Genomic DNA, 26201 nt, shown 5'->3' on the forward strand with positions numbered 1-26201 from the left:
GATGTGTATCACTGTGCATCGCGGCAAGTTCCATGTCAAGACCCAGCCGGGGCGATGGTCCCCGTTACAGTTGGAGAGTGGAGAGATGCGAGCCTTGAACGATCCGAAACCAGTCCCGGCGTCGACACCGTCGACTATGCGTTCCCTCGACCGCGCACTCGACGTGCTGGAACTGCTCGACAACGCCGCCCGGCCACTGCGTCTGACCGACGTGGCCCGCGAACTCGCTCTCCCCAAGGCGACCGCGCAACGGATTCTCGGTACCCTCGAGGCCCGGGGCCGGGTCGAGAAGATCGACGGAGGCTTCGGTACGGGCATCTCATCACTGTTCGGCGCGCATTCCTACATGAAATCGAACCGGCTGATCCTCGCCGGCCGACCGGTGCTGCGCGATCTGGCCGAGGAGACCGGCTACACTGCGTCTCTGTACGTGCGCGCGGGCTACACCCGAGCGGTGGTAGCCCGCGTCGAGGGGCGCGTTCCGCAGCGCTACCAACTGCCCATCGGCGAACGACTCCCCCTCCACCTTGGTGCCGGAAAAGTCCTGGTTGCCGGCATGACGACGGACGAGATCGACGAGATGTGGCAAACGCTCGACGATCCGCGCTACGCCTCCGGACAACCTGTCGATCGCGACCAATTCGAGCACGATCTCGATGACATCCGAGCCCGGGGATATCGCTACGCAACCGGCGAACGACTCGTCGGGATGGCGTCGATCGCCGCGCCTATCCTCGATCGTGACGGCTCATACCGCGCCGCCTTGCAAATCAACAGCACTGCCGCCGAGGTCGCAGACAAGATCGAAGAGTTGAGCATCGCAGTGCGCCATGCCGCCGACTCTGTCGGCCGCCACCTGTCCTGACACCCACCCGCCCGCTAGTGCGTCGGCGGTCCGCAGACACACCCCCTACAACCCGACGGCGGGCACGGCTCGAATCAGCACTTGACCCAAGCCTGTGATCCGAGCAACACTAGAACCGTTCAGTGGAAGTTAGTTCCATTAAATGGAACTAAATGGAAGGATGTGTTGGCCAATAAAAAACGAGGAGTCGTAGGACAAACTCCAGTCTGATCGCCAGGTAGATCCACGCCCTCACTCCCGCTCCGACCTTCGACTCGATTTCGTACGACCAACCTCGAGGAACGCTTGATGAACAGCAAATCTCCGACCCCACCGCACCCCGTCACAGCGTCGGAAAAGAACCTGCACTCTCAGATCTTCACAGTTTTGAGCGCTTGGGGAATGCCTCCGGACACAGCGACAATCGTCGCCGAAGTCATGACGGACACCGATCTTGCTGCAATAGATTCACACGGCATCGCTATGCTCCCCGCCTACGAACGACTGCTCGAAGCCGGGGAACTCAACGTCACCGCGATACCTGAGACCGTCAACGAAGGCCCCTCGTACGCCACCGTCGACGGGCACGGCGGTCTTGGTCATACCGCGGCAATACGCGCCGTTGACCTAGCCTCGACCAAAGCGCAAGAGTCAGGCATCGGTGTTGTCTGCGTACGTAATTCACATCACTTCGGCGCTGTCGGGCATTACGTCGCACGTGCCGCGTCACGTGGTCTGGTGTGCCTTGCGTCCACGACGACACGAGTGATATCGGTACTTCCCTCACGAGGCACCAGTCCCCGGCTCGGCACCAATCCGATCGCATTCGGAGCACCCACCAGCGCCGGCTGGCCACTGGTGTTGGACATGTCGACCTCGACTGTGGCGAGCAACAAGGTCCGCGCATATGCCTTGAAGAAGAAATTGCTACCACCTGGCTGGGTGCTGGACGCCGCAGGGAATTCGATTGTCGACCCGCACGAAGCCCGCGAACAAATTCAAACGCGCCCCGAGGGAGGGTTGTCGGCACTCGGCGGAACCGAAGACATGGGCAACCACAAGGGCTACGGCTTGGCCATCATGGCTCAGATCCTCTCGGCCACCCTGTGCGGCGCAGCCTTCTCGCCACTGCGAGCAATTGGAGCGACCGATGATATCGGACATTTTTTCCTCGTCATCGATCCCAGGGTTTTTCGGCAAGACAATGGATTCATCACCGATATCGACTCGATGATCGACGTGCTTCACGCGACACCGCCGATCGATCCCGAACGCCCCGTGCTCATTCCGGGCGAACCGGAGGAGATGTCACGCCGACACCGGCGCGAATACGGCATCCCCCTCCCCGCCGACCTCGTCGATGAAATCGAGGAGATCTGCCGCCGGCACGGCGCGCCGTTCACTCTTCGCGCCGACGCTGCACAGTCGCCCCTTTCACCACCCATTACCTCCTAGTCACTGTCCTTGGTTCGACACGCCGAGCTGAGCTTGGAGGGAAGGATCGATGATGACCGAAACACTGGATCCCATGGCGGATGAGGTGGATCAGGACGGAGTGCAGGTGTCGCCCACCAGCAGATTGCTCCGCCTAGCCGAGCACACCCCGCAACAGACGGAGCAGTTCGCACATCATCGCGCCGGTCAGACCGACGGGCGGCGCTGATTCGTCGAATGGTGGTAGTAAAGACGCGGAACCGCCGGTCAGGGCCGGGTCAGGCCGACCCGAACGGCTACAGATCGACCGATGTCGATAACCACGCCCTTTTCCTCGGCGCATGCTCGCGGCTGTCCACCTCGCCCAGGTCGAGGATGGTGTGTCCTGTTGGCCAGACAACAACGGATCCAGCGGCGAGGCGCGTTGGGGTGGGAAACGGAAGACACGGCATTCGTACAGTGTTTCCACACGCAGTTTCTGTGTATTCTAAATATTATCCAATATTGTGACCGGTCGCCGGTAGAGACAAGGGAAGGCTGAAGGCGAACAACACCAGCGCGGCACCGACCCAGTTGTTCGCCACCGACCGGTGAAGTTTGACTGCGCTGAACCGTACCGACATCGCACACACAGACCTTGGATTCTGCTGTGCGGGGTGCAGACGACCAGCTTCAGGACCTCATCGCCTTGAATGGTCGACAACACATCGGTTGCCACTTGCCCACTCCTCGCGACGACACCGGCCGAGTAATCTCGGCCGATCCGCAGCGGACGGTCGAATTCGAGGCACTTCCCCGCGAACTCGACGCAGACTCTTTCTTCATCGACTGATTTAACGACCCCGACAGACAGGAATTATCTTGAAATTCGGTATCTCGACTTTCCTCACCGACGAGAGCATCGGACCAGCTGATATAGCCAAAGCTCTACAGGAGCGGCAGTTCGACTCACTGTTTCTGGCCGAGCACACCCACATTCCGGTGGGTTGGTTACCGGAGGGCTCGGCCTTCGAGTTGCCTCGTCATTATCACCGAACCCTGGACCCGTTCGTAGCGCTGGCCGCGGCCGCGACCGCGACTGATCAACTCCTGCTAGGTACTGGAATCGCCCTCGTCGTTCAGCGCGACCCGATCACGACTGCGAAAGCGGTTGCGACCCTGGACCACGTGTCCGGAGGACGAGTCATCCTCGGTGTCGGTGCCGGGTGGCTTGAAGCCGAAATGCGCAATCACGGCACAGATCCACGTACGCGGGGGGCGCTCATGGATGAGCGAATTGAGGCGATGATCGCGCTTTGGACTCAGGAGCAAGCCGAGTACCACGGCAAATTCGTCGACTTCGACCCTGTGTACTCGTGGCCAAAGCCAATTCAGCAACCGCACCCGCCGATCTACGTCGGCGGGGTATCCAAACGCGCCCACATCAGAGTGTCGAAATACGCGCAGGCATGGATGCCCAACGAGGTTCCGCCGGACCAATTGGGCGAGCAGATCGACCGTATGCGTCAGGTCACCGGCAACAGGACTCCCGTTACGGTCTTCGGCGCTCCACACGACCCAGAATCGCTAGAGAAGCTGTCCCAGCTCGATATCGACAGGGTGCTGCTGATGTTGGACACTCAGTCCCGCGACGACGCGCTGCGATCGCTCGACGCGCTGCGGTCGGCCACCGAGAAGTTCAATTCCTGAGATGGCCCGACAGACGGTCTTGTCACCGCAACCTACCAGCCCTATTCTGCTGTGCCGTGCCGTGCCGTGCTGACGATGGCTTTTGTCCCGTGTGTACCGGCCCTGCACAAGGTCGCCCCCGTAGGCACAGTTGGGCTCGGGCACTGTCGTACGGCAGTAGTGGTAGCACGAGGGTAGGGCGGCCTCGAACGACGCTCGTTCAGAATCCAGGTCGTCCCGCCGCGCGTAGCCGTGCCCGGCGGAGTGGCGTGTCGCCAGTGAACGGGGCCATCTCGTTCAGAGTCTCGTTGCCCATGAGTTGGGCGGATAGGACGATGGAGAACATGGCTGGACGGAAACGCAACTCTGCCGAGGACGTCGTGCGCAAACTGCGCCGGACCGACGAACTCACTGCTGCGGGCAAGACACAGGAGGAGATCGCGGCGGAGCTCGAGGTGTCGGCAGCGACGTTGTACAACTGGCGGCGTCAGTACGGCGGGATGGACCGATGACGCAAGGAACTCAAGGAGCCGCGCGAGTAGAACGGCAAGCTCAGACGGTTGCTCGCCGAGGCCGAGCTCGAAAAGGATGTACTGCGGGAGGTAGCGAAGGGAAAATTCTGAGCCCAGCCGCCAAACGCGACGCCGTCGACATGCTCGTGGACACGATGGGTCCGTCGAAACGTCTGGCATGCAAAGCTGTTGGGCTTGCCCGCTCCACCTATGCACGAACACCGATCGCCGAAACCCCAGCGGACCCCGACGCGACCCTGAGGGCCGCATGCGGAAATACGCAGGCTCGTATCCGCTGGACGGCCTCCGTCGCGCCTGGGCGCATCTCAGGCACGACCAGGGCATGGCGGTGGACAAGGAGAAGGCACCGACTCTGGAAGGAGGAGGGTCTGCAGGTTCGGATCTACCATCCGCGCAAACGCGCCGGCATCAGTTCCTGCCCGCAGATCGAAGCCGATGCACCGAAAGTGGTGTGGCTATGACCTTCCAGTTCGATTCGACCGTCGACGGGAAGGCGATCAAAATCGCATCGATGATCGACGAACACACCCGGCAGTCCCTGTTGAACATTGTGGAGCGTTCGATGACCGCACAGCGACTGACCGACGAGCTCGACCAAACGTTCACGCTGTGGGGCGGGCCCCCGTTGGTGCTGCGGATGGACAACGGCCCGGAGTTCATTTCGCATGTGCTGCAACAGTTCTGCCGCGACCGGGTCGGCATCTCCTACATTCCGCCGGGGACACCGTGGAACAACGGACACATCGAATCGTTCAATAACCGACTACAGAAGGAGTGCCTCAACCGCAATCACTGGACGAGCCTTCTCGAAGCGAGGGTGGTGATCGAGGACTTCAAAGACGACCACAACCATCGACACAGGCACTCATCACTGGGCTACCTCACGCCGTCCTGGGGTCCCTCCCGCTTGCGAGGGCGGACGCTGCCCACTGCGCCTACACTCACCAACCCGTGGGTTGCGAGATCGACTGACATCAATCACACCGTGGCTCTAGAACACGGCGGCCCGACTATCGGGGACCTTCCAAGAGACTCTGAATGAACGCGGTCAGACGGACCCTATCCGCGGAACCGCGTGCGGCATGGTGTTCTCGAACCATTCTTGCTCAGCAGCGTTCAGCGTGCCGAGTTCCATTGCCCTTTTGCCCCACGAACCGATTAGTTCGCCGAACGCAGAAGGGTCGTATACGTCCTCCTCCGAGGAGAACCGGCCTTCGCCGGCGTAGGTCAGGATGCTGATGTTGTCCGACCCCATCTGCGAGCCGTCGCCAGGATCACGCATGAGATTGTTGAGTTTGGCGACAATGACCCCGTTCTCCTCGTCGACGACGTGCCAGTACGGCGGGAACGACATCGCACTTCCGGGGAATCCGGCCAAGGTGGGCTCGGCCCAGGCCCAGATCGCCTCTCGCCCCTTCAGAACGCCGACCATCTGTTCGAGGTACTGCGCGTCTTCGGTGAACAGATCGACGAAGTCGCGCCAATGACCCTCACCACTCGCGGCGCGAGACACCGTAGTGCGCCATGTCGTGAATGCCGCTTCGAGTTCGTCTCTGCTGTAGGAATTGCTCATCATTTTCCTGTTCTGTAGTGGTCGAGGTAGCGCCTGAGTCAGGCATCGACGCGGGCCAACGTTTTCTTCAATGGAACTGTGGAGTCCGAGAACATATTCGGCGTGATCTGCATCCCCCGGTTGAGCGCGGTACGGAGCACAACGAAGTCGGCGGGGGAATTGACACATTCCGCGGCCACGAGGCGATCCCGGAGGAAGTACCCGACGACCAGACGCGTCGGCCGGTTCGCGTCCGATCGAACGACGGTTTTGTCGTGATCACCCACCACGCCCACCATCTGCATCTTCCACGCCCCCTGATCCGACCAGAACCAGGGCGTCCCACGGTCGGAATTCAGTTCGCCCATAATAGTTTTGGAAGCTACGAGCGCCTGCTCGCTGGCATTGTCGACCGATTCCAGACGGATCGTTCGACTGCCTCCGGCCACTGCCCGCGGCCATGGCTGTACTGTGCAATCGCCTATCGCGAGGGTCCTGCCGTCGGACGTCATGCAACGCTCGTCGACCACGACTCCGCCGGCACAGGACAGTCCGAGGCTTTCGGCGACCTCCTCCCGCGGCTGCACCCCGATGCCGACGAGCACTGTTAGAGCCGATATCTCACCACCATCGGTGCGGACGCCGCGGACACGACCGGCGTCGTCGACCAGAATCTGCTCGGGCACCGTTCCCAATCTGACGTCCACGCCCATCGCAGCATGGGCCTCACGCATGAAGTCCGCGGTGACGGTACCGACTGCCCGACCCATCAGCCGCGGTGCAACTTCGAGGACCGTCGCGGCACCGCCCATCTTCACGATGGTTGCGGCCGCCTCAAGCCCGATGAACCCACCCCCGATCACCACCACCGGCCCGCGCGCAGCGCGTTCGGCCAGGGCTCGGGCGTCGTCGACGTCGCGCAACAGCAATACACCGTCCGCGTCGCCGTTCGGAATCCGCAGTTGCCTTGGACGGGCCCCTGTCGCCAACACGAGTCGGTCGTAGGCGTAGCTCGCATCAGGTCCCCCGGCTTCGGCCGTCGTATACACAGTCCCCGTGCCGTCAGGTCCCGTTGTGATCTTCCGAACACGTTGGCCCAGAACTAGATTCACCGAATTGTCCACATACCACTGTGGGGCACGGAGCGCCAGCGACTCCGCCGAGACCGACCCGGCGAGGAACGATTTCGACAACGCCGGGCGTTGGTAGGGCTGATGCTGCTCGGCACCGATGAGGGTGATTGCACCGGTGAATCCGGCGGATCGCAACGAGTCGGCGAACTCGACTGCTGCGTGAGAGGCACCGACGACGACGACCGAACGAGGTGGTGCGGCCATGTCAGAGTTGCTCCGCCGGAATCGTAACGTGGACATCGACTCCGTCGCGGAGTTGGAGTTGACAGGACAATCGCGAATTGTCCTCGCGATCCGTTGCCGCGCAGTCCAACATCTCGTCCTCGTCCTCGCTCGGCGGGTCGAAATTGCTCAGCTCGTCGGTCGCTAGAAACACATGGCAGGTAGCGCAGGACAGCACGCCGCCACACTGACCGACGATACCGCGGACACCGTTCTTGACGGCTGTGGACATGACCGACTCCCCCACGACACCGTCCACGACCTTCTCGACGCCGTCGGGCTGCTCGTAGAAGACTTTTGTCATTTCGCTCTACTACCAGGCCACTGGAAGTGAAGTGATGGGCTGGGTGAGGTTGTCGTAATTGATCACGACGGGCCCGTCCTGACGGAGACCGGGCAGCCGCTTGAACAGTTCCGTGATGGCAACCTGCAGTTCCATTCGGGCCAACGGTGCACCGAGACAATGGTGCAGTCCGAAGCTTAGACTCAGGTGCGGGTTGTCGGTTCGGCGTACGTCGAACCGGCCGGGATCCGCTACAGCAATTCCGTCGTGATTGGCTCCGGTGGGATCGACCATGATGGCTTCCCCGCGGGCAACCAACTGCCCTTCGAGTTCGACATCCTCAGTTGCGACGAAAGGGACGTGAGCTCCCATGCCCACCACCGGATTTCCGATCTCCCACGCAGCGTGCCGCAGGATCTCCTCCACTGCTGTCGGCGCAACGCCGTCGACGTCCTCGAGCAAGATGTTCAACTGGTCAGGATTGTTGAACAGCGACAAGACGCCTTGCCCGATGAAATTGGCGGTGTTGTCGAACCCCCCGATGATGAGAATGAGTGCTATTGGGATGATTTCGCCGTCAGTGAGGGTGTCGTCCTTGTCCCGCGCATTCGCGAGGTCGCTGATCAGGTCCTCACGAGGTTCTCGCCGACGCTCGTCGATCAGCGCTGTCATGTACTGCACCAGTTCGCCCATGTTCGCAGCGACTTTTTCCGGCGGCATGTTGGCAACCGAGAGCGTAGATGAACTCCACTCCTCGAACTTGGGACGATCCTCGGGAGGGACTCCCAGGAGATTCGCAAGCATCTGAATCGGCAAGGCGATGGAGTAGTCCTCGACGAGGTTGGACGGCGAACCGTGTGCTTCCATTTTGTCGATCAGCTCGTTGGCGAACGCCACAGCGGAATCCCGCATCCCGCGAACACGCTTGGGCGAGATGGACTTCTGAACCAAGCGTCGCAACTTTGTGTGATGCGGCGGATCCTCGAACTGGATTGTGCCCTTGAGGAATTCGGGGAACTCCATGAAGTAGGGCACTGTTCGCTCTCCGGTACGGAACGGTTCTCGGACGAACCGGGGATCGCCCAGCATGGCGCGCGCTGTCGAGTTGCGATGAATGATCCAGGCGTCTCCGCCGATCGGCATCGTCATCTTGGTCATGGGTCGGTCGGCGCAGATCGCAGCGTATCGGCGGGCTGCTTCGCTGGGCTCGACGGGAGGAAATGGATAGGCGGAATCGGACATAGTCTCGTCGACTGCGGTCATGGTGTCTCCATAGAACTGGCGGTGTCGGTGCGGTGGGATGGTTCGGAATTCGTCGAGATCAGGAGACCGCCGCCGGTTCGGCGGAGATGACCTGGGGAATCGCGTCGGGAGTGATGGCCATGATCTCGTCGAATCGTGATGCCACGGTCTCCAGTGTGAGATTGGGATCTGCGATACCGGTGGTGTTGACGAACGCCAACCGATTGACGCCGCCGCCCGCCGCGTTCAACACCTCTCCGGTCACTGTGTTGCTCGGATGCAACAGGTACGCCACCACTGGTGCAACATGTTCCGGCGTGAGCGAGGTACGCATGTAGTTCAGAATCTCGTCACTGAGACCGTCACCGGCTGCTTCCGCCATTCGCGTACCTGCACCGGGGGCGATGGCATTGACCGTGATGCCGCTCTCGAGACCTTCGAGTGCCAGATTTCTGGTCAGCCCGAAAACGGCACCCTTCGAACTTCCGTAGTGCGTCATCATCGGATTACCCAGCATTGCCTGAGAAATAGTATTGACGATCCGCCCGGATCCCGATTTCACCAGGTGTGGCCATGCGGCTCTGCACAGTCGTAACGATCCGAAATAGTGGACGTCGAGGTGCCGTTGGAATTCTTCGTCAGGTACCTCGATGAAGTGCGCGGTCCGAATGATGCCGGCATTGTTGACGATCGAATCCAGGTGCCCGAAGGACGACACTGCTGTCTCGACAAGGGAGTTGGCCCCCTCCTCGGTGCTGACATCGGCAGTGCAGGCAACGGCATGTCCGCCGGCAGAGACGATTTCGGCTGCGACATCCTCGGCGGGGTGGTCACTGTCAACTCCTGAGCCATCGGTGCGGGCACCGAGGTCGCCGACGACGACTGCAGCACCGCGTTCGGCGAGCAGCCGGGCGTGGGCCCGGCCGATCCCACGGCCGGCACCGGTGATGATGACGACGCGATCGTCGAAACGTAGTTCGTTCATGATGTAAGTCCTTAAGGAGTGGTGTGATTTCGACGAATCGGTCAGGGTCTGGTGTCGCCGCCGGACCGAGATACGTCGGCGACCCAGATCGAGGCTTTGGCTTCGCGTGCGGACTTCTCGAAATCGAACACCTCGACACCGACGGTGATGTACAGCGTCTTTCGATCGGGACCGCCGAGCATGCACGCTGAGCCTGTCCCCGCGTCCAACGGCACGGAGACGGCGTCGGTCATCGTGCCGTCCGGACCGAAGCGCGCAACGTATCCGCTGCCTGGCATCGCAGCCCACACTCCGCCGTCCTCGTCCAGAGCGATCCCATCGGGAAGTGACGGTGCCTCGGCAAGAACACGGTGTTCCGACAGAGTTCCATCCGGGCCCCGGCGCATGACGAGAATCTTGTTCAGGAAGGCCTCGGCGGTGTACGCGGTCGATTCGTTCGCCGACAATACAATTCCGTTCGCTCCCATCAAATCTCCGATCTCATCGGCTACAGACACTGCTCCGTCGGGTGCCACGACGATGATGGGAGACGCTGCCGGCTCGGCACCGTTGAAGAGATCGAACCCCAGCTGCGTCACATAAGCGCGGCCCTCGGAGTCGACCACCATGTCGTTGATCGGTCCGGGTGCGTGGGCCGAGACGTCGGCGTACTCCGTGAGCGCGTCGACGGACGAGCCGTCATGTACCAGAACAAGCTTTTCGTGCATCGAGTTGACCACGAGTCGTCCGTCGGGCAACCACCCGAACCCACCCAGCACGATCGGCACCGCCGTGTGTGCTGATCTGCTGTTGGCGTCGACGACGGTCTCGACCGCCCCATTGCCATCGACGGTCTTGAGAGTGCCGGTGTACATGTCGGAGAACCACAGTTTGCCTTCATGCCAACGCGGACATTCGGGCCAGGAAAATCCTGCGGCAAGTTGACGGGCTGCAACGGTGGGTACGTCAGCGAACGCGTCCACGAGGGTGTTGGTCATGAGAATCCTTCACAGGGCTGAGTTTGATGCCGGACCGGACGGTTCGACTGAAAGCCGTTGCGTCCGTGCACGAACGAAGTGATGCGCTTCACACTATTCGATACATCCAAAATGTCAACTAATCGTTTCGCGTGCAGATGTCTCACCGACGGAAACATTCGAGATCCGCCGTGCCGGTAGCGTCGCGGCGACAACGATCGCAAGGACACAGCACGTCACGCTCAATCCGAACACCATGTCGTATGCACCCGAGGTGGAGAATGGCGTTCCTTCGACCATCCCGCTCGCGAGCAGGGCACCCACCACCGCAGCGCTCACCGCATTGAACGTTCCGCGGAGCAAAGTTGCGAAACCTGTAGCCTCGCCGGTCCTCTTGGCCTCGATAACTTCGACCACAAGATTGGGTAGCGCGGTGTAAGCGAATCCGGTGCCGATGGCGATGATCACCGACGAGGTGACCACTCCGACGAAGGACCCGCGACCCACAGCGAACAACGACATTCCGATCGCCAGGAGAACCGCCCCTGTCAGCACCGCACGTGCTGCGCCGAAACGTGCAGCAATTTGGCCGCTGATGGGCGACACAGCGAAACCGACCACTGCGCTAGCCGCGAAAATGTAGCCCGCCGTGGTGGCTGACAGTCCGAGGCCGACTGGCGCGGACACCGGTGTCTGCAGAATTATCGGGGTAACGACCGGTGTCAACCCCATGACCCCGACCGAAAGAAGGACTGTGATCAGATAAGCCGAGCCAAGATCACGACGACCCAGGAGCCGGACATCGAACAGCGGACTCGTCGTATGTAACTGCCACCAGAACCACCCGGCCAGCAACGCCACCGCGAGTACGAACAATCCTGCGATCGGCATTGATAGCCAGCCGCGGGCGTCCCCTCCGGTCACTGCGAGAAGGGCGGCACCGACACCGAATGGGAGCAGGACCGCCCCCAGCCAGTCGACGCGATCGCCGACGGCAAACGCGGTATCCTTCGGAACCGCGCGCAGCACGACAAGTGCTGCAACAGTAGCGAATACCGCAGCGATGACGAAGATCCAGTGCCAATCAGCAACATCGATGATCACACCGGACACCACTGAACCGAGCGCACCTGCGATGAGGGCAGAGCCAGCGATCATGGCCACGGCCATCGGTACGCGCTCGCGCGGGAGGAGCGTACGCGCGATACCGAAACACAGCGGCATGATGCCACCAGCCACGCCCTGCAGAGCCCGGCCGGCTACGACCATGTCCAGTGAATCGCCCAGGATGCTGATCACCGAACCCACCGCAGACAGCAGCAAAACGATCACGAGGACTCTCTTGCGTCCGTAGATGTCACCGAGCCGGCCCGCTAGCACAGCAGACGCAGCAGTGACGAGCAGGAATGCAGTCAACGTCCATCCGACGTCGGCGGCGGATGCATCGAAAACCTCCATGAACCGGGGGATCGCAACGAACACCATCGAGGACTCGAAGGCGCTCACGACTTCTGCAAGCACCAGAACAGCAATGAGGAGACCGGCATATCGCGCTCCTGCCGGAGGAGCGTGGTCGTCCAGAGATTCTTGGGCCGAGGGCAAGGTAGCTCCTTTAGGTCGCAGCTGCATCCTGAATTGGATCCGATTTGGAGTGTATAGATGGATCCACTCAATGTGAAGTAGTTCACTTCACCGGTTTCGGCTGGGTACGGTCGCAACACGCATTCGCCTGATTTTGTACTCTATGTTGGATCCAATACCCGACCAAAGGATTACCGTGACCGAAGCTCGAATCGTCTACGCCGCGAACAATGGCGTCGCACGCATCACTCTCGCCAACCCCACTCGCAAGAACGCCATCACCCTCGATATGGCGGCGTCCATCGAAAGAATCTGCGACGAGATCGAACGCGACCGTTCGATCGGGGTCGCGGTTCTCGACGCCGAAGGAAACTACTTCTGCAGCGGAGCAGACACCCGAGACCTCGCCGCATCGTCCACCGACGCCGCGTCCGACGAGGCAGTTCGACGTACGTCAGCGGTCTATCGCAGTTTCGTGCGAATTGGCCAACTACCAACGCCCACAATCTGTTCGGTGATCGGCGGAGCTGTGGGTGCCGGCCTCAATCTGGCTTTGGCGTCCGACGTCGTATTGGCCACACCCGACGCTGTGCTTGATAGCGGCTTCCTGGCCCGCAAGATCCATCCCGGAGGTGGTCATCTGTCACTGGTCGGGCGTTCGCTCGGCCCGTCCGGCACAGTCGCACTGGCCGGCCTCGGCATGGCCATGTCAGGGGCCGAGGCCGCTCGCCGTGGACTCGTGCACGCGTGCGTCGATGCGGATCGAATGGACGAGGAGATCGCGGCGATGGCGAAACATGCTGCCGCCGACCCGGACCTCGCCCGCGCGATCAAAAACAGCATCCGTCTCGAATTAGGCCCACCCAGCGTATCTTTGGCCTCAGCTCTCGAAATAGAACGAGGCGTCCAGATGTGGTCGTTGGGCCGCAAGGGCGAATCAGGCTGGGCGCGGAAGCCGGCCAAACCTGCGGTCGAAACCGAATCTTCCTGAAACTCGACGCAGCCACCCACAAAGGGTGTGCCGCCTACCTGCTGGATAGGTGGCACACCCTTCGCCTGCGAAATCCTCGACGTTACGGACGCTGTACGAACTCCACCACGTAGCCGTCGAGGTCGCGAACCATGGACAAACGCAAACCACCCATCTGAGCGAGCGACTGCGGCTCCATGACCACGACAGCACCTGCAGCCCCGGCCCGCTCGGTGGCGAGATCCACGTCGTCCACGGTCAACACCGTTTTCACGAATCCTGTACCGATGTCGATCGTTTCGAATCCCTCACGTTCGCGAACGAGTTCCAACCCACCCCCGACACCATCCTCACGCCCGACGATCACCCCGTCGAACGTGCTCGCAGCGATCTCGTGCAGCCGAGACAAACCACACGCGTTCACGTAGAACTCGGCCGACCGCTCGAGATCTGAAACGCGCAAGGCCGTGAGGCTGATTTCCGTTCCGATGTTCATCGCGTCTGAGACCCACCGTTGAAGTCGATCGTTTGCCCCGTAAGGCCCCCGGCTTCGGCGGAGGCCAGATACACGCAGGCGGCACCGACCTCCTCCGCGTCACCGAGCCTACCGATGGGAATGGTTGCGACGATGCGGTCCACGATCTCGGCCGGCATGACATCGGCCAGGTTGCTCTGCTGACCGAGAGCCAGAACGTTTGCGGTGACGCCGAATTGACCTGTCTCCGCTGCCAAGTGACGTATGAAGCCCTCGATTCCGCTCTTACCGGTGGCATACATCGATACGTTGATGTTCTGACCCGTCCGTGCCGATCCTGACGAAATCTGAACCACGCGTCCCCATCCGTTGTCGCACATCCCGTCGATCACGGCTTTCGTGCAGTTCAGTGCCCCGTAGATGTTCAGGTCGATCGGTAGCCTCCAAAGGTCAGGGGTCAGGTCACGAAACGGTAGGTTCCACCGCCCCTCGGCAACTCCGGCATTGTTGACCAGGATGTCGACATGCGCACCCAGCTCCTTTTCTGCCAAACGGATTCGATCGACAGTCGTATCGAAATCGGTGATGTCCCACGCGGACGGCACAGCACGGTGCCCTGCGCTGTTGATCTCCGCGGCGACCTTCTCGGCGCGGTCCGGGTGCAGGTCGTTCACGATCACCGACGCTCCGGCTCGTGCGAGAACGGTAGCTATTCCGGCACCGACGCCCTGTCCCGCTCCTGTCACCAACGCGCAATGTCCCTGCAGATCGAACACGTCATCTTCTCCTGAGATAGTGGGGCCGACGGGCTCCCGTCTGCATCCAGTGCACTCGATGCCCGGGCCCATGTCAACATTTTCGTATATTTCATTGGATCCAATGTGTACGATTTCTGTCATGCCAACATCACTGTCAAAAACCTCACTTGCCCGAACCCGCTTCAGCTCGGGCACAGCCGTCGTCACAGGTGCAGGCGCAGGTATCGGCGAAGGTCTCGCCAAACACATTGCCACCCTTGGGATGCACGTCGTGGTCGCGGACATCGACTCGGACGGTGCTCGACGCGTAACCGAAGCCATCGTGAGCAAAGGCGGTGCTGCGAGCGCACTCACCGTCGATGTGACGGACGCGGCGGCTGTCGAAAGAATGGCCTCGAACGTGTTCGACACACACGGAAGCGTCGAACTTCTCATCAACAACGCCGGACTGGAGAACGCCGGACTTCTGTGGGAGGTCGACCCCGATCGATGGCGAAAAGTCATGTCGGTCAATATCGATGGTGTCTTCCACGGCATTCGCTCGTTCGTTCCGAGGATGATCGAGACCGGCACCCCTGCCGTCATAGCCAACTTGTCCTCGGTCGCAGCCTTCTCTTCGACGCCGGTTCAGGCACCGTACACGGTGAGCAAGCATGCAGTTCTGGCCCTGACCGAATGTCTGCATCAGGAGGTAGCTCTCGTCGATGCACCGATACAGGTTTCAGCAGTTCTGCCCTATTCGATCAAGAGCTCGATTTTCAACGCAGCACGCAACCAAGCGCCGACCGGCAACACAGTCGCCAATGCCGTGTTCGACGCGATGCAATCGGCGAACGTCGCCGCCGGTCTCGACGCCGTCACCGCTGCCGAACACATGATCGACGCCATTGCGCGCGGAGACTTCTGGATCTTCTCCGACGACGCTGTATGCACCGCTATGGCCGCCGCCCGCGGCCAACACCTGCTCGATCTGACCGACCCGCAAGATCCTCGTGAACAACTGGCAATGATGGGAGTACAGATTTCAGCATGAGTACACAGAGCATCGGTCGAACGAAGACCGTTCCGGACACCGATCCCCGCATCACGGCAGCACTCGACGAAGCTCGCAGGAGGGGCGAGTCCGGTATTCAAGTCGCCGCTTACCTGGACGGCAAATTGATCGTCAATGCAGCTGCTGGAGAGGCGATGTCGGGTACAGCTGCGACACCGGAGACCATGTTCCCAGTCTTTTCGGTCACCAAGGCCATCACGTCGACAGCCCTGCACCTGCAGGCCGAGCGCGGATTGGTCGACTACGACGCCACCGTCGGAACCTACTGGCCCGAGTTTGCCACCCTCGGCAAAGAGACAATGACGATCCGCCATCTACTCAGCCACCGCGGCGGAATTCCGTGGATGCCAGACGGTGTGACACCGGAGAATCAAGCAGACTGGTCCTGGATGATCGACCGAATCGAGCGCACCCGACCGGTGTTCGAGCCCGGCACCACGAACTGCTACCACGCGCTGATCTGGGGTTGGGTTGTCGCCGAGATCGTATTGCGCACCGACGGTGGGCGACGAGACTTCGCCGAGTTCCTGCGCGAAGACATCTTCGTCCCTCTCGGCATAGAAGACGTCCATCTGGGTCTACCCTCAGAGCTGGACGACCGCGTCGCCGAATTGACCGGAGGCACAGTGCCTGTCGGGTATCCAGAGGAATACCTACTCGGAATGCCTGCAGCAGTGTTCCCTGGCTCGCACGTCTACAACACCGAGCTCTCGCGTCGGACGATCAATCCGGGGGCAGGTGTCATCGCCACCGCGGAAGGAATTGCTCGATTCTTTGCCCTGCTCGCCGGCCATGGCTCCCTCGACGGTGTCCGGCTCCTCTCGGAGGAGCGTGTCCGCAGTTTCACCGCCACCCGTCAGAATGTCGAAGAAATTGACCGCTACATGGGCAAGCCCGCACAAGTAAGTGCATACGGGTTCTGGCTGGGCGGCCCGGAACCCGGTGGATACCCTGTCCTGGGCGACAATCCGAACATCGTGCATCATCCCGGTGCCGGCGGTGCGATCGGCTGGGCCGAGCTCGACAGCGGACTGTCCGTGTCGATCAACCACAACGCGATGCACGATCAAGCGCTTCCCACGGAGACTCACCCGTTCACTCCGATCGCGGAAGCAGTTCGCGCGGTTGCTGCCGATATGTCCAAGACGGTGACGGCATGACAGACGCCCACTCGTCGACCGCTTTCGGCGATGAACATACACTCGCGAAATTGATGATCGAATTCGCTCTTGCCGCCGACGAAGCGGAACACATCGACGCGGTCACCGCGCTGTTCACTCACGACGGATCGTTCACAGTCGGCGGTGAATCACATTGCGGTGCAGATGACATCGGACGCTATCTGCAGGGTGCACGTGACGGAGGATTCGCCGGCCCTGACGCAAACACCCGTCATCTGGTCACCAATTGCACTGCGACGCTCCATGAGGATCACGAAGCAAGCGGACGAAGCGAGTGGATGCTCGTCGGCAGTGCGCACGGCGAGAACTCCGCGCCCGTGATACTGGCCTCTGGGCAATATCACGATCGCTACCGCCGCGTCGATGGCCGTTGGTTCATTTCCGAGCGGAAAGTTCTGTCCTGACGACCTCTGTGCGGACACGAGAAGAGGGGAAAGACCACACAGGTCCTTCCCCTCTTCTCGTATTGGTTCAGCGGACTACGAACGCATTCGGCTCCGGTGAACGCAACATGGTCCAAAAATCCACCATGCGCCACGGACTCGGCAGTGTCACACGGCCGGCTTTGTTGCGGTAGTACGTATTCGCTCCGGTTTGAGTGGCCCAGACTGAATCGGCGAGTTGACGTTCGAGTCTTTCGTTGTATTCGGCGGTCGCGGCGGCCGTTGCCTCTATGACCTCCCCTCCGCTCTCGACCACCAGTTGCAGACACTCGAAGATGTAGTGCAACACCGATTCCACGGTGAAGTTGTGTCCGCCGCCGTGCCCGGGGCTCGTGTTCGGACCGGACGTGACGAAGAGGTTCGGAAAGCCCGGAACGGTACCGCCCAGGTATGCGAACGGATTGTCGCCCTTCCACACTTCGTTCAGGGTCGTACCGTCCCGACCGACGATGTCGATAGGTGCCAGGTAATCGAGTGAGAATCCGGTCGCATGCACGATGACATCGAGTTCGTACAGATGCCCGTCTGCAGTGACGATGCCCTCCGGCACAATGCGATCGATGCGATCGGTCACGACAGTGACGTTGGGTTTCTTCAGCGACGAGTAGAAGTTTCCCGGATCGCGCACCAACCGCTTACCGGCCGGAGCATAGTCAGGAGTCATTGCCGCGGCCAGATCCGGTCGGTCTCCGAACATTGCCTCTATATGGCCCAGACAGAACTGCATGACTGCATCGTTGGCCGGTGAAATCGACAGGTGTTCCTTCATCCAATCGCGGTCGGCTCGCACCACGTCGTACATGTTGTCGCTGGCATTCCAGAACGTCTTGAGTCGGAACCACTGGTTGTAGAACGGTAGATTGCCCAGGAGCCATCGTTCTCCGTCGGGGACCGCAACGGAGCCTTCCGTTTTCGGCATCACCCAGTGCGGTTGCCGCTGGAAGAAATCCAATGACTGCACCTGATCTGCTATCGCTCCGACCACCTGGACGGACGTCGCGCCCGCACCGATGACCGCCACCCGCTTACCGGTCACGTCGAGGTCCTCGGGCCACTGCGCTGTGTGGACACTGCGACCCGAGAAAGTTTCTCTACCCGGGACATCGGCGAACTTCGGTCGATTGAGGTAACCGAAGGCGGTGATCACTGCCGTGAAGCGAGAGGACGACTCGATACCGGCCGAATCGATGCTTCGCACTTCCCACTGCCTGTCTTCCTCGACCCACTGCAATTCCGTGACCTCGCACTCGAACGAGATGTGCGATTTGATGTCGAAGGAGTCGACGACCCGTCGGAGGTAGTCCTGGTACTCGTGACCCACCGGGTAATAACGGCTCCATTGCGCGTTGAGATCGAACGAGTACGAGTAGTACAGGCTCGGAGTGTCCACTGCAACACCGGGATAGGTGTTCGTGCGCCAGGTTCCCCCGATGTCGTTGCTGCGCTCGAAGATCTCGTAATCGAACCCGTTGCGATCGGCATACACACCCGCCGCAATTCCTGCCATGCCCGCACCGAGTACGGCGATGCGCTGGGTGGGTGCCGGTTTCCGAGTACGCGAGACGACCGGTTGGGTGGGAACGAACCCGCTCTGTTCGAGCAACAATGCGGCGAATTCGTCTGCGACCGGTACGCCCACGGCCATCTCGGCCATTGCTAGGAAGACGCCAGGATCGTCGACGACGAGGTGCGGTTCGGTCGGCGCGCTGCACAGCGCCTCGACGAGAATGTCGGTCAACTCGGATCGGACCTCGTCCGCCATGGTGACCACCGGCAAAGCGGCTGCGGGCCCTGACGGAACTTTCCTGACCACAGCGCCGCCGAAGCGATCGAGCAAGGTGGTGTCACCGGTCGCATGCATTGCGCACAGAACAAGGATAGCCGGGTCGGCGGTTGCGAGATTGGTTCGCAATTGATCTACGTCGAGCCGCACTGGGTCGATCTCGAACCTCGTAGTGATGGGCACGTCGACTGGTTCGGTCATAACTACTCCATTTTCCTATATCAAAGTGGCTTCATAATTGGATCCCAAATAATGATAGCGTGATGCTTCCCCCAGCGTGACTGTTCACGACCCCCCGGCCGGAACATCTACCGTCGGTGCACCGTCGACGCGCCGCCACCGCGCAGCATCACGTTCGTACTCGACTCGCCACCGCGCCGGTGGTTGTTCATGATCGCGATCAACGAGTCGTTGTCGTGCGCGGCGAGCGCGGCGATCATGTCCTCATGTTCGCGCAACACTCGGGCTCGGCCTTCCGAGTCGTACAGGTAGGCAGCATGGTAGGGCATTGCCAGGGTCCACAACCGCCGAAGTTCCTGTACGACAAGGTTCATCGGAGAGCGGTCGAACATGGCGAAGTGAAAGGCCTGGTTGGAAATTCGCATCGCAAGGATGTCAACCCGCTCGGAGGCACTGATCACTTCATCCGCCAGTGTTCGAACCTCTGCGAGCGCCTTCTTGTCGAGTTTCGGGAGCGTTGCTAGTACCTCGTGCTCGAGCGCTGAGCGCATCAGATAGATCTGATCGAATTCGGATTGTTCGAGCCGAGCAACGGTGTACCCCACGTTGTGGACGTGCCGCACCAACCCTTCCGCCGTCAGCTGTCGCAGACCCTCCCGGATCGGCAACCGGCTCACGCCCAACCTTTCTGCCATCAACTCCTGGCGAACCTGCTGCCCTGGTAGCAATTCTCCGCTGATGATCATGCGTTGGATTTCGTCGACCACCCGTGATGCAGCGCGGTCCGATGCATTTCGTGGCGCACCATCGGCTGTGAGGCGGGGGGCAGGCGTGGCCTGTCCGGACGATCGAGCCACGAAAACCTCCATGGGCAACAACAACAGCGGCGGGCCTGACGCGAACCCAGAACGGATTCAATATTGTCACCTTGCGTACGATCAGTTCAATCGATCGCGCCACTGGTCCTCAATCGCTGAAGATCGGCGGACGAATATCCCATCGCACGGAGCGTCACGTCGGTATGAGCTCCTCGAGCGGCCGCATTGCTCGGTGCCTGCGATCCGGAGCGGCTCAGGCTGATCGGTACCCCTATTCCGCGGTATTCCGGGGTGTCGACAACGAGCCCACGATGGATGACCTGGGCGGACTGCAAAGCTTCGTCGACCGTGTTGACCGGACTGGACGGCACGCCGACCTCCGACAACCGAGCCGCGAGTTCGTTTCGCGTCCACTCTGCAATAGCGGGCCGCAGGATGTCCACCAACTCGATGCGATTAGTGTTCCGGGCTCCGTTGGTGCGAAACCGAACATCCCGGGTCAGTTCGGGCACGCCGAGAACAGCTGCAAGTGAAGCGAACTGGCGATCGTTGGCCGCGCTGACGAACAGTTCTCCGTCCGCAGTACCGAACACCTGATAAGGGACAACGGTGGGATGAAGGTCACCGGTGCGCTGCGGTACGGACCCATCGACGATCCAGTTGGCCGAATGCGGGAGCAGAAGTGAGACGACCGCGTCGAGTAACGCGATGTCCACCAATTGACCCACTCCGGAGTTCATCCGTTCGATCGTGGCCAGCAGCGTCCCACTGAATGCCAAGTGCGCTGCGACATGGTCGACCACGGGAACCCCAACCCGCAACGGGCTTCGGTCGGGGTATCCGTTGACGCTCATCAGACCCCCGAACGACTGCAGAACAGCGTCGTATCCCGGGTCGCCGCCCATCGGGCCGTCCACACCGAAACCGGTGATGCGGCAGTAGACCAGGCCGGGATTTGCCGGTGCGAGAACAGTGTCGTAATCGAACCCCCATCGCGCCATGGTGCCGGCCTTGAAGTTCTCGACAACGACGTCCGCACCGAGCAGAAGATGTTCCAGCACTTCGCGGCCCTCACGGGAGTTGAGGTCCAGCGAGATGTTGCGCTTGTTGCGGTTCATGCCGCGGTAGTAGGCACTGATGCCTTCGTCATCGAAGGGCGGTCCCCACCCCCTCGTTTCGTCGCCCGCCGGCCCCTCGACCTTGAGGACATTCGCGCCGTGGTCCGAGAGCATCTGCGCGGCGTAGGGGCCTGCGAGCACCCGGCTGAGATCGAGCACGCGGATACCGGCGAGGGCACCGACCGACTCGATATCCGGCCACGCGGAGCGTCCATCGATCGTTGCGGACGAATCGCGGCCGTCGACACGTTGAAGATCGGGTGCACTCATACGACCACACCCTCGGTACGGTCGGCCTGGCCGGTGACCAGTTCCCACACACCGCAACCTCGGTCGAGGATCATCGATGCAAGGACTCGAGACCAGTCGGCCTCGCTTCCCCACCGGCTACGCCAACTGTGCATGGAACCGGTGAACCGACCGAGGCGGTATTCGGAGGTGAAGCCGATCGCGCCGTGAAGTTGATGTCCGGCCGCCGCCACTTCACGTACATGTCCGGAGACCACAGTCTTGGCGGAAGCAACCGCCGCAAACGCCGATTCGTCATCGGTGGCACACGCGGCGGTAGCCACTCTCACTGCACGCTCCATCTCCACGGTGCGCGAGGCCAGGGAGGACACCCGTTGCTGGACGGCCTGAAACTTGGCAAGTGGTCGGCCGAACTGAGAACGACCGGACACGTAGTCCACAGTAAGGGTGGAGACCGCGCTCGCGGCTGCTGCAGTCGCGGCGGCATACAGCAGCGCGCCACGCATCTCAAGTCGGTGAGTGTCGATGCCTAACAACGTATTCAACGAAAATTGCTGCGAAGGAACGTTTTTCAGGACGACATCGCACAGCGGCGCACCCACCATGTCGGTGCCTTCTGCCACCCGCACACCGTCATCCGAGAGATCGATGATCACGACCGTGCACTCGGAGGAATCCACGGCCACCGCGAGCCAGCTGGCTTCCGACGCCCACGGCACCGCGGTCAGTCGACCATCGACCCAGATCGAGCCGTCGACCTCGATAACCGTCAACTCGGCCGCAGAGCCGACTGCAACGGTTCCGACACCCTTCGGCACCTGCACGGCTGCGCTGCTGACGAGCCATCCGGCGAGTGCATGCTCGATGATCGGCGTACTTGCCCCATGGTTGGCCAGGGTGGCGACGACGTCGACCACGTCGGAAAGGTCTCCCCCACTGCCACCCAAGTGTTCGGGGACGCCGAGTTCGGTGAAACCCGACTCTGTGAGTGCACCCCAGGTCTTTCGATCCCAGGTTTCCTTCGCAGTGCCAGTGTCGATCACTTTCTGCGCCAACATATTCGAGACCGCGTCACGTATCTCGTCACTGTGCTCGCTCATCTCATTCCCAATCCGCGACCGATGATCGACCGCAATATCTCGTTTGTCCCACCACGCAGCGTGAAGGCGGGGGTATGAAGGATTGCATCGGCGAGAAGAGTCGCGAACCGGTCGCCGCCGAACCGGGGTTCGATACCGCTGGAAACCCGGACGGCCTCTACCAGGTCACCCTCGAAGCTGGAGCCGAGGTCCTTGACCATTGCGGCAAGAACATCAGGACGTCGCCCAGCGGCCAACTCTTGCGCGACCTGGCGTGACATGCATCGAAGCGACCACGCACGCGCTGTCAACATCCCGACGGCATGTCGCTGCTCCGCGGTCGCATCCGAGGTGCGGAGCAGTTCGCTCCAGGCGCGCAGCAACGGCATCGTCGACAGGTACCGTTCCGGTCCCGAACGTTCGTACGCGAGTTCGCTCATCACCTGGGTCCAGCCCTCGCCTCGTTGCCCCAGAAGCGCCGAGGCGGGTAGCACGGTGTCGTGGAAGACCACTTCGTTGAAGTGGGAGCCTCCGTCGATACTGCGGATGGGGCGGATCTCCACACCGGGGTTGGGCAGGTCGACGACGAACTGCGACAGACCCTGCTGTCGGTCCGCCGGAGTGCCGTCGGTTCTCGCGAGCAGCACCATGGCATGTGCCACGTGGGCACCCGTGGTCCACAATTTGGTGCCGTTCACGCGCCACGAATCCCCCTCTTGCACAGCGCGAGTACGCACCGCTGCCAGATCGGAACCGGCTTCCGGCTCACTCATGCCGATTGCGAAGAAGGTCTCACCCTTCGTGATCCCAGGCAAATACCGCCGTTTCTGTTCCTCCGTCCCGAAATTCAGGAGACTCGGGGCCATTTGCCGGTCCGCGATCCAGTGCGCCGCGACCGGAGCGCCGTACGCGAGAAGTTCCTCCGCGATGACGAGTCGATCGAGCTGACTGCCCCCATGCCCCCCGTACTCGACGGGAACGGTGACCCCGAGCCAACCCTGCTCGCCGACCCGGGCACTGAAGGCTGGATCGAAACCCGTCATCCATCCGTCGCAGGTCGGCAAGAACCCACCCGTTCGTTCCTCTGCTACGAGGAACGAACGAACTGCGTCGCGCAACGCCACGCTTGGTTCCTCGACCTCACCTACCGAACTCGAGCGGTGCAATGCGGTGGACACGGTGTCCCCTTTCGGATGTAACGATTATTCGGCGACAATATTGGATCCTATTTGATCATATCTTCTCTCCCGAGGTGCTCGAACCCGGTTACCGATTTCGCCGGGGCGGAGCGCAGGCGACGACGTGGTACCGCAGAACCACAGAATCCGTGAACCGCTCGGTAACGTTCCCCGAGTGAGAGAACAACCGAGCCGACCGGAGGCGGCACTCGAGGAACAATTGCTTCGGTTCATAGACCTCATCGCGTTCTCGAGCAGTTCCAACGCCTTACGACGCCGGTTCGAGATTGCGACTGATATCCCACTTGCCCGGTTCGGATTGGAGACCACAGACATCCTCTCCGGTGGCCCACTTACTGTGGGCGAGATCGCCGAAGCGCTCGAAGTGGATCTGACCCGTGCGAGCCGGCAAGTTGCCGCGCTGGTAGTCGCAGGTCTCGTCGAGAAGGAACGGACCCCCACCGACCGCCGCCGCGTCCGAATCACGATGACCGAACGCGGCATCGACGTCCTCGATCGATGGAACTCGTCATGGCACGACGAAATGCGCGGGCCGCTCGAGGATTGGTCCGTGGACGATCTCGTCACATTCACCGAGTTTCTGACGGCGGTGACGAAGCGGCTCGACCCCTTGATTCCGAGGACCGACCACCGGCACCACCCCGAACCCAACGACAACAACCCCGTGACGCGGTGCCTGGAGGCTATTGTGTCCCTGGTCAGACTCGTGGGCAAGGCACATTTCGACGACGCACTACGCTCTGCAGGCAGCACTCTGACAGAACTGTCCTACCTCGTCCTGAGGGACGTAGAGGTCACCGGCCCGTCTGCGATCGGTCAGATTGCCAGCCGGCTCGATCAAGCACAGTCAGCTGTTTCACGCGCAGCACATACGCTCGAAAGCCGCGGCCTAGTGCACGCCGAGATCGGCAGAGATCGGCGCACACGACTACTCGTCGTCAGCGATGCCGGAGCGAGACTGAGCGCGCACATTCGCACCACGCGTCTGGACGATCTGCTTACCGTCTTTGCCGACGTCCCGAACCGGACACGAGCACGCTACACGGCGTTGACCACGGAATATCTCGAACGGCTCATGTCGACTGCCGACTCAGCTGCCCGACGCTATCTTTGAGGCGCTGTCGAGGCCTGCGACCGGGGCCGAACCGAAACGCTCTCCGATCGAGCATCCGGCAGACATCGACTCCAATATTGGATACTATTTGCAGCGACTAGGAACTCCTGCTCGTCCCGAACCATGATGGAAACAGACAGGCCACGATCGTGAATCCACCACTCGACAACATCACTGCCTATAGCTACGACCCCGAGGTGCAGGCCCTCGTCGACCTCATGCGCGAGCACGCTGTACCGCCCATGCACCTGCAGGGCGTGGAGGCAGTCCGCACCACAATCGAGTCGATGGACCGCCCCCCTGGACCCGACATGCGTTCGGTGACCGGCCTGAACATCGATGGTCCACACGGCTCGATTCCGATCCGGATCTACAGGCCTCATTCGGCCCCCGCGACCGACGCACCCGCGCTGGTGTGGTTCCACGGCGGAGGAATGATCATGGGCAGCTTGGATTCCTTCGACAGGATGGCCCGGGAAGTTTCAGCAGGAACGGGCGCTGTGGTGGTGAATGTCGACTATCGACTCGCTCCCGAGTTCACCTTTCCCGTCGCCAATGACGAGGCCTACGCAGCGACCGAATGGTTGGTAGCGCACGCGACGGATTGGGGAGTCTCGCCCAGCCGAGTGGCCGTAGGGGGTGACAGTGCAGGCGGTGGGCTTGCCGCCGCCACTGCCCTGCGAGCTCGAAATACTGCCGGGCCGCGCCTGCTTCAGCAGATTCTGGTGTACCCGGGGGTCGAACGCAGACAAGACCGCCCGTCGATGCGAGAGTTCGGGGACAGCCCACTGCTGAGCGCCGGCGACATCGATTGGATGAAAGACCTGTACCTGGGAGACGATCCAGCTACCGATGATGAGTATGGCATCCCAGCCTTGGCCCGAGATCTCTCGAACCTGCCCTCTGCAATCGTCGTCTCCGCCCATGGCGATCCGCTTCGCGACGGCGTCGAGGAATACGGTCGCCGCTTACAGGATGCGCACGTCCCCACCGCTCTGATTCGGTACCCGGGTCTCGCCCACGGATTCCTCATGCAAACGGCCACGGTGTCACGTGCCCGTGTGGCAATGGCCGAAATATGCGCTCTCGCTTCGGCTCGCTTCGCTGCGACGGCCAACGATCTACCCGGGTGAGCTACGAGCCCACGGAAGGGTGAGGATGCGCGGACCCCGTCCGAAGGCGGCGCGATACCGAGCGGTGATCGAAGACTGCACTACTCCGCATACCTGAAACCCATCCCGCCGTCGCAATCACTGAGCAGGCGAATGTAGACGAGCATAGAGTGCGCCTACGTCCTCAAACCGATCAAGCGCTTGCTTTTATTCCGAACAGCCCGCGATGATGGGT

General features: G+C 61.3%; 26 protein-coding genes. 12 read left to right on the forward strand and 14 right to left on the reverse strand.

The window, feature by feature from the left end:
* Positions 1 to 136 precede the first annotated feature (136 nt).
* The 6 genes from ACQR3T_RS24175 (at position 137) to ACQR3T_RS24200 (ending at position 5521) form a co-directional block, all read left to right on the forward strand.
* On the forward strand, positions 137 to 865 hold the full coding sequence (locus ACQR3T_RS24175; RefSeq protein WP_428695120.1) for an IclR family transcriptional regulator: 729 nt from the start codon (positions 137 to 139) through the stop codon (positions 863 to 865).
* Positions 866 to 1153: 288 nt separating this feature from the next.
* Positions 1154 to 2299 carry an Ldh family oxidoreductase gene (locus ACQR3T_RS24180; RefSeq protein WP_428695121.1) on the forward strand — a complete coding sequence of 382 codons (1146 nt, stop codon included), beginning with the start codon at positions 1154 to 1156 and terminating at the stop codon, positions 2297 to 2299.
* 52 nt (positions 2300 to 2351) lie between these two features.
* The gene (locus tag ACQR3T_RS24185; RefSeq protein ID WP_428695122.1) at positions 2352 to 2507 is read left to right on the forward strand and encodes a hypothetical protein; all 156 of its coding nucleotides are present in this window, start codon (positions 2352 to 2354) and stop codon (positions 2505 to 2507) included.
* A 632-nt stretch (positions 2508 to 3139) separates the two neighbouring features.
* Positions 3140 to 3967: an LLM class F420-dependent oxidoreductase gene (locus tag ACQR3T_RS24190; RefSeq protein WP_428695123.1), complete on the forward strand. Its 828-nt coding sequence runs from the start codon at positions 3140 to 3142 to the stop codon at positions 3965 to 3967.
* 323 nt (positions 3968 to 4290) lie between these two features.
* Positions 4291 to 4458 carry a transposase gene (locus ACQR3T_RS24195; RefSeq protein ID WP_428695124.1) on the forward strand — a complete coding sequence of 56 codons (168 nt, stop codon included), beginning with the start codon at positions 4291 to 4293 and terminating at the stop codon, positions 4456 to 4458.
* A gap of 478 nt (positions 4459 to 4936) precedes the next feature.
* Complete coding sequence (locus ACQR3T_RS24200) at positions 4937 to 5521, forward strand: integrase core domain-containing protein (protein WP_428695125.1); 585 nt, start codon at positions 4937 to 4939, stop codon at positions 5519 to 5521.
* A gap of 6 nt (positions 5522 to 5527) precedes the next feature.
* On the opposite strand, the gene ACQR3T_RS24205 is transcribed toward ACQR3T_RS24200, so the two are convergent.
* From ACQR3T_RS24205 to ACQR3T_RS24235, 7 genes are all read right to left on the reverse strand, one after another.
* Positions 5528 to 6055, reverse strand: coding sequence for a nuclear transport factor 2 family protein (locus ACQR3T_RS24205; protein ID WP_428695126.1), 528 nt, complete (start codon positions 6053 to 6055; stop codon positions 5528 to 5530).
* A 35-nt stretch (positions 6056 to 6090) separates the two neighbouring features.
* Positions 6091 to 7368: an NAD(P)/FAD-dependent oxidoreductase gene (locus tag ACQR3T_RS24210; RefSeq protein ID WP_428695127.1), complete on the reverse strand. Its 1278-nt coding sequence runs from the start codon at positions 7366 to 7368 to the stop codon at positions 6091 to 6093.
* 1 nt (position 7369) lies between these two features.
* Positions 7370 to 7690, reverse strand: coding sequence for a 2Fe-2S iron-sulfur cluster-binding protein (locus tag ACQR3T_RS24215; protein WP_428695128.1), 321 nt, complete (start codon positions 7688 to 7690; stop codon positions 7370 to 7372).
* A gap of 9 nt (positions 7691 to 7699) precedes the next feature.
* On the reverse strand, positions 7700 to 8932 hold the full coding sequence (locus ACQR3T_RS24220) for a cytochrome P450 (protein WP_428695129.1): 1233 nt from the start codon (positions 8930 to 8932) through the stop codon (positions 7700 to 7702).
* Positions 8933 to 8990: 58 nt separating this feature from the next.
* A complete protein-coding gene (locus ACQR3T_RS24225; RefSeq protein ID WP_428695130.1) occupies positions 8991 to 9896 on the reverse strand; it encodes an SDR family NAD(P)-dependent oxidoreductase in 906 nt (301 codons plus the stop codon).
* A 41-nt stretch (positions 9897 to 9937) separates the two neighbouring features.
* Positions 9938 to 10873, reverse strand: a complete 936-nt coding sequence (locus ACQR3T_RS24230; protein WP_428695131.1) for an SMP-30/gluconolactonase/LRE family protein — start codon at positions 10871 to 10873, stop codon at positions 9938 to 9940.
* Between the two features lie 114 nt (positions 10874 to 10987).
* Complete coding sequence (locus ACQR3T_RS24235) at positions 10988 to 12454, reverse strand: MFS transporter (protein WP_428695132.1); 1467 nt, start codon at positions 12452 to 12454, stop codon at positions 10988 to 10990.
* A gap of 175 nt (positions 12455 to 12629) precedes the next feature.
* Here ACQR3T_RS24235 and ACQR3T_RS24240 point away from each other — a divergent pair, with 175 nt between their 5' ends.
* Positions 12630 to 13424, forward strand: coding sequence for an enoyl-CoA hydratase-related protein (locus ACQR3T_RS24240; RefSeq protein ID WP_428695133.1), 795 nt, complete (start codon positions 12630 to 12632; stop codon positions 13422 to 13424).
* An 82-nt stretch (positions 13425 to 13506) separates the two neighbouring features.
* Here the strand turns inward: ACQR3T_RS24240 and ACQR3T_RS24245 are convergent, their stop codons facing one another.
* Positions 13507 to 13866 (reverse strand): VOC family protein, encoded by a 360-nt coding sequence (locus ACQR3T_RS24245; protein WP_428695134.1) that lies wholly within the window; start codon positions 13864 to 13866, stop codon positions 13507 to 13509.
* A 29-nt stretch (positions 13867 to 13895) separates the two neighbouring features.
* A complete protein-coding gene (locus ACQR3T_RS24250; RefSeq protein WP_428695135.1) occupies positions 13896 to 14654 on the reverse strand; it encodes an SDR family NAD(P)-dependent oxidoreductase in 759 nt (252 codons plus the stop codon).
* A gap of 121 nt (positions 14655 to 14775) precedes the next feature.
* Here ACQR3T_RS24250 and ACQR3T_RS24255 point away from each other — a divergent pair, with 121 nt between their 5' ends.
* The 3 genes from ACQR3T_RS24255 to ACQR3T_RS24265 are packed head-to-tail and all read left to right on the forward strand — an operon-like array spanning position 14776 to position 17275.
* The gene (locus ACQR3T_RS24255) at positions 14776 to 15669 is read left to right on the forward strand and encodes an SDR family NAD(P)-dependent oxidoreductase (protein WP_428695136.1); all 894 of its coding nucleotides are present in this window, start codon (positions 14776 to 14778) and stop codon (positions 15667 to 15669) included.
* Positions 15666 to 16850: a serine hydrolase domain-containing protein gene (locus ACQR3T_RS24260; protein ID WP_428695137.1), complete on the forward strand. Its 1185-nt coding sequence runs from the start codon at positions 15666 to 15668 to the stop codon at positions 16848 to 16850. The genes ACQR3T_RS24255 and ACQR3T_RS24260 overlap by 4 nt, the downstream gene beginning before the upstream one ends.
* 50 nt (positions 16851 to 16900) lie before the next feature.
* Entirely contained in the window at positions 16901 to 17275 is a 375-nt protein-coding gene (locus tag ACQR3T_RS24265; RefSeq protein WP_428695138.1) for a nuclear transport factor 2 family protein, read from the forward strand.
* A 67-nt stretch (positions 17276 to 17342) separates the two neighbouring features.
* On the opposite strand, the gene ACQR3T_RS24270 is transcribed toward ACQR3T_RS24265, so the two are convergent.
* From ACQR3T_RS24270 to ACQR3T_RS24290, 5 genes are all read right to left on the reverse strand, one after another.
* On the reverse strand, positions 17343 to 19298 hold the full coding sequence (locus ACQR3T_RS24270; RefSeq protein WP_428695139.1) for a flavin-containing monooxygenase: 1956 nt from the start codon (positions 19296 to 19298) through the stop codon (positions 17343 to 17345).
* Positions 19299 to 19405: 107 nt separating this feature from the next.
* On the reverse strand, positions 19406 to 20134 hold the full coding sequence (locus tag ACQR3T_RS24275; RefSeq protein WP_428695140.1) for a GntR family transcriptional regulator: 729 nt from the start codon (positions 20132 to 20134) through the stop codon (positions 19406 to 19408).
* An 86-nt stretch (positions 20135 to 20220) separates the two neighbouring features.
* Positions 20221 to 21483 (reverse strand): CaiB/BaiF CoA transferase family protein, encoded by a 1263-nt coding sequence (locus ACQR3T_RS24280; RefSeq protein WP_428695141.1) that lies wholly within the window; start codon positions 21481 to 21483, stop codon positions 20221 to 20223.
* Positions 21480 to 22562 (reverse strand): acyl-CoA dehydrogenase family protein, encoded by a 1083-nt coding sequence (locus tag ACQR3T_RS24285; RefSeq protein ID WP_428695142.1) that lies wholly within the window; start codon positions 22560 to 22562, stop codon positions 21480 to 21482. Before ACQR3T_RS24285 ends, ACQR3T_RS24280 begins: the two co-directional genes overlap by 4 nt.
* Positions 22559 to 23719 (reverse strand): acyl-CoA dehydrogenase family protein, encoded by a 1161-nt coding sequence (locus tag ACQR3T_RS24290; RefSeq protein ID WP_428695143.1) that lies wholly within the window; start codon positions 23717 to 23719, stop codon positions 22559 to 22561. The genes ACQR3T_RS24285 and ACQR3T_RS24290 overlap by 4 nt, the downstream gene beginning before the upstream one ends.
* 175 nt (positions 23720 to 23894) lie before the next feature.
* Between ACQR3T_RS24290 and ACQR3T_RS24295 the strand changes: the two genes are divergently transcribed.
* Positions 23895 to 24854: a MarR family winged helix-turn-helix transcriptional regulator gene (locus ACQR3T_RS24295; protein ID WP_428695144.1), complete on the forward strand. Its 960-nt coding sequence runs from the start codon at positions 23895 to 23897 to the stop codon at positions 24852 to 24854.
* Between the two features lie 218 nt (positions 24855 to 25072).
* A complete protein-coding gene (locus tag ACQR3T_RS24300) occupies positions 25073 to 25987 on the forward strand; it encodes an alpha/beta hydrolase (protein WP_428695240.1) in 915 nt (304 codons plus the stop codon).
* The last annotated feature ends 214 nt before the right edge of the window (positions 25988 to 26201 follow it).

Source organism: Rhodococcus sp. IEGM1428, assembly GCF_050321865.1.
GTDB lineage: Bacteria > Actinomycetota > Actinomycetes > Mycobacteriales > Mycobacteriaceae > Rhodococcoides.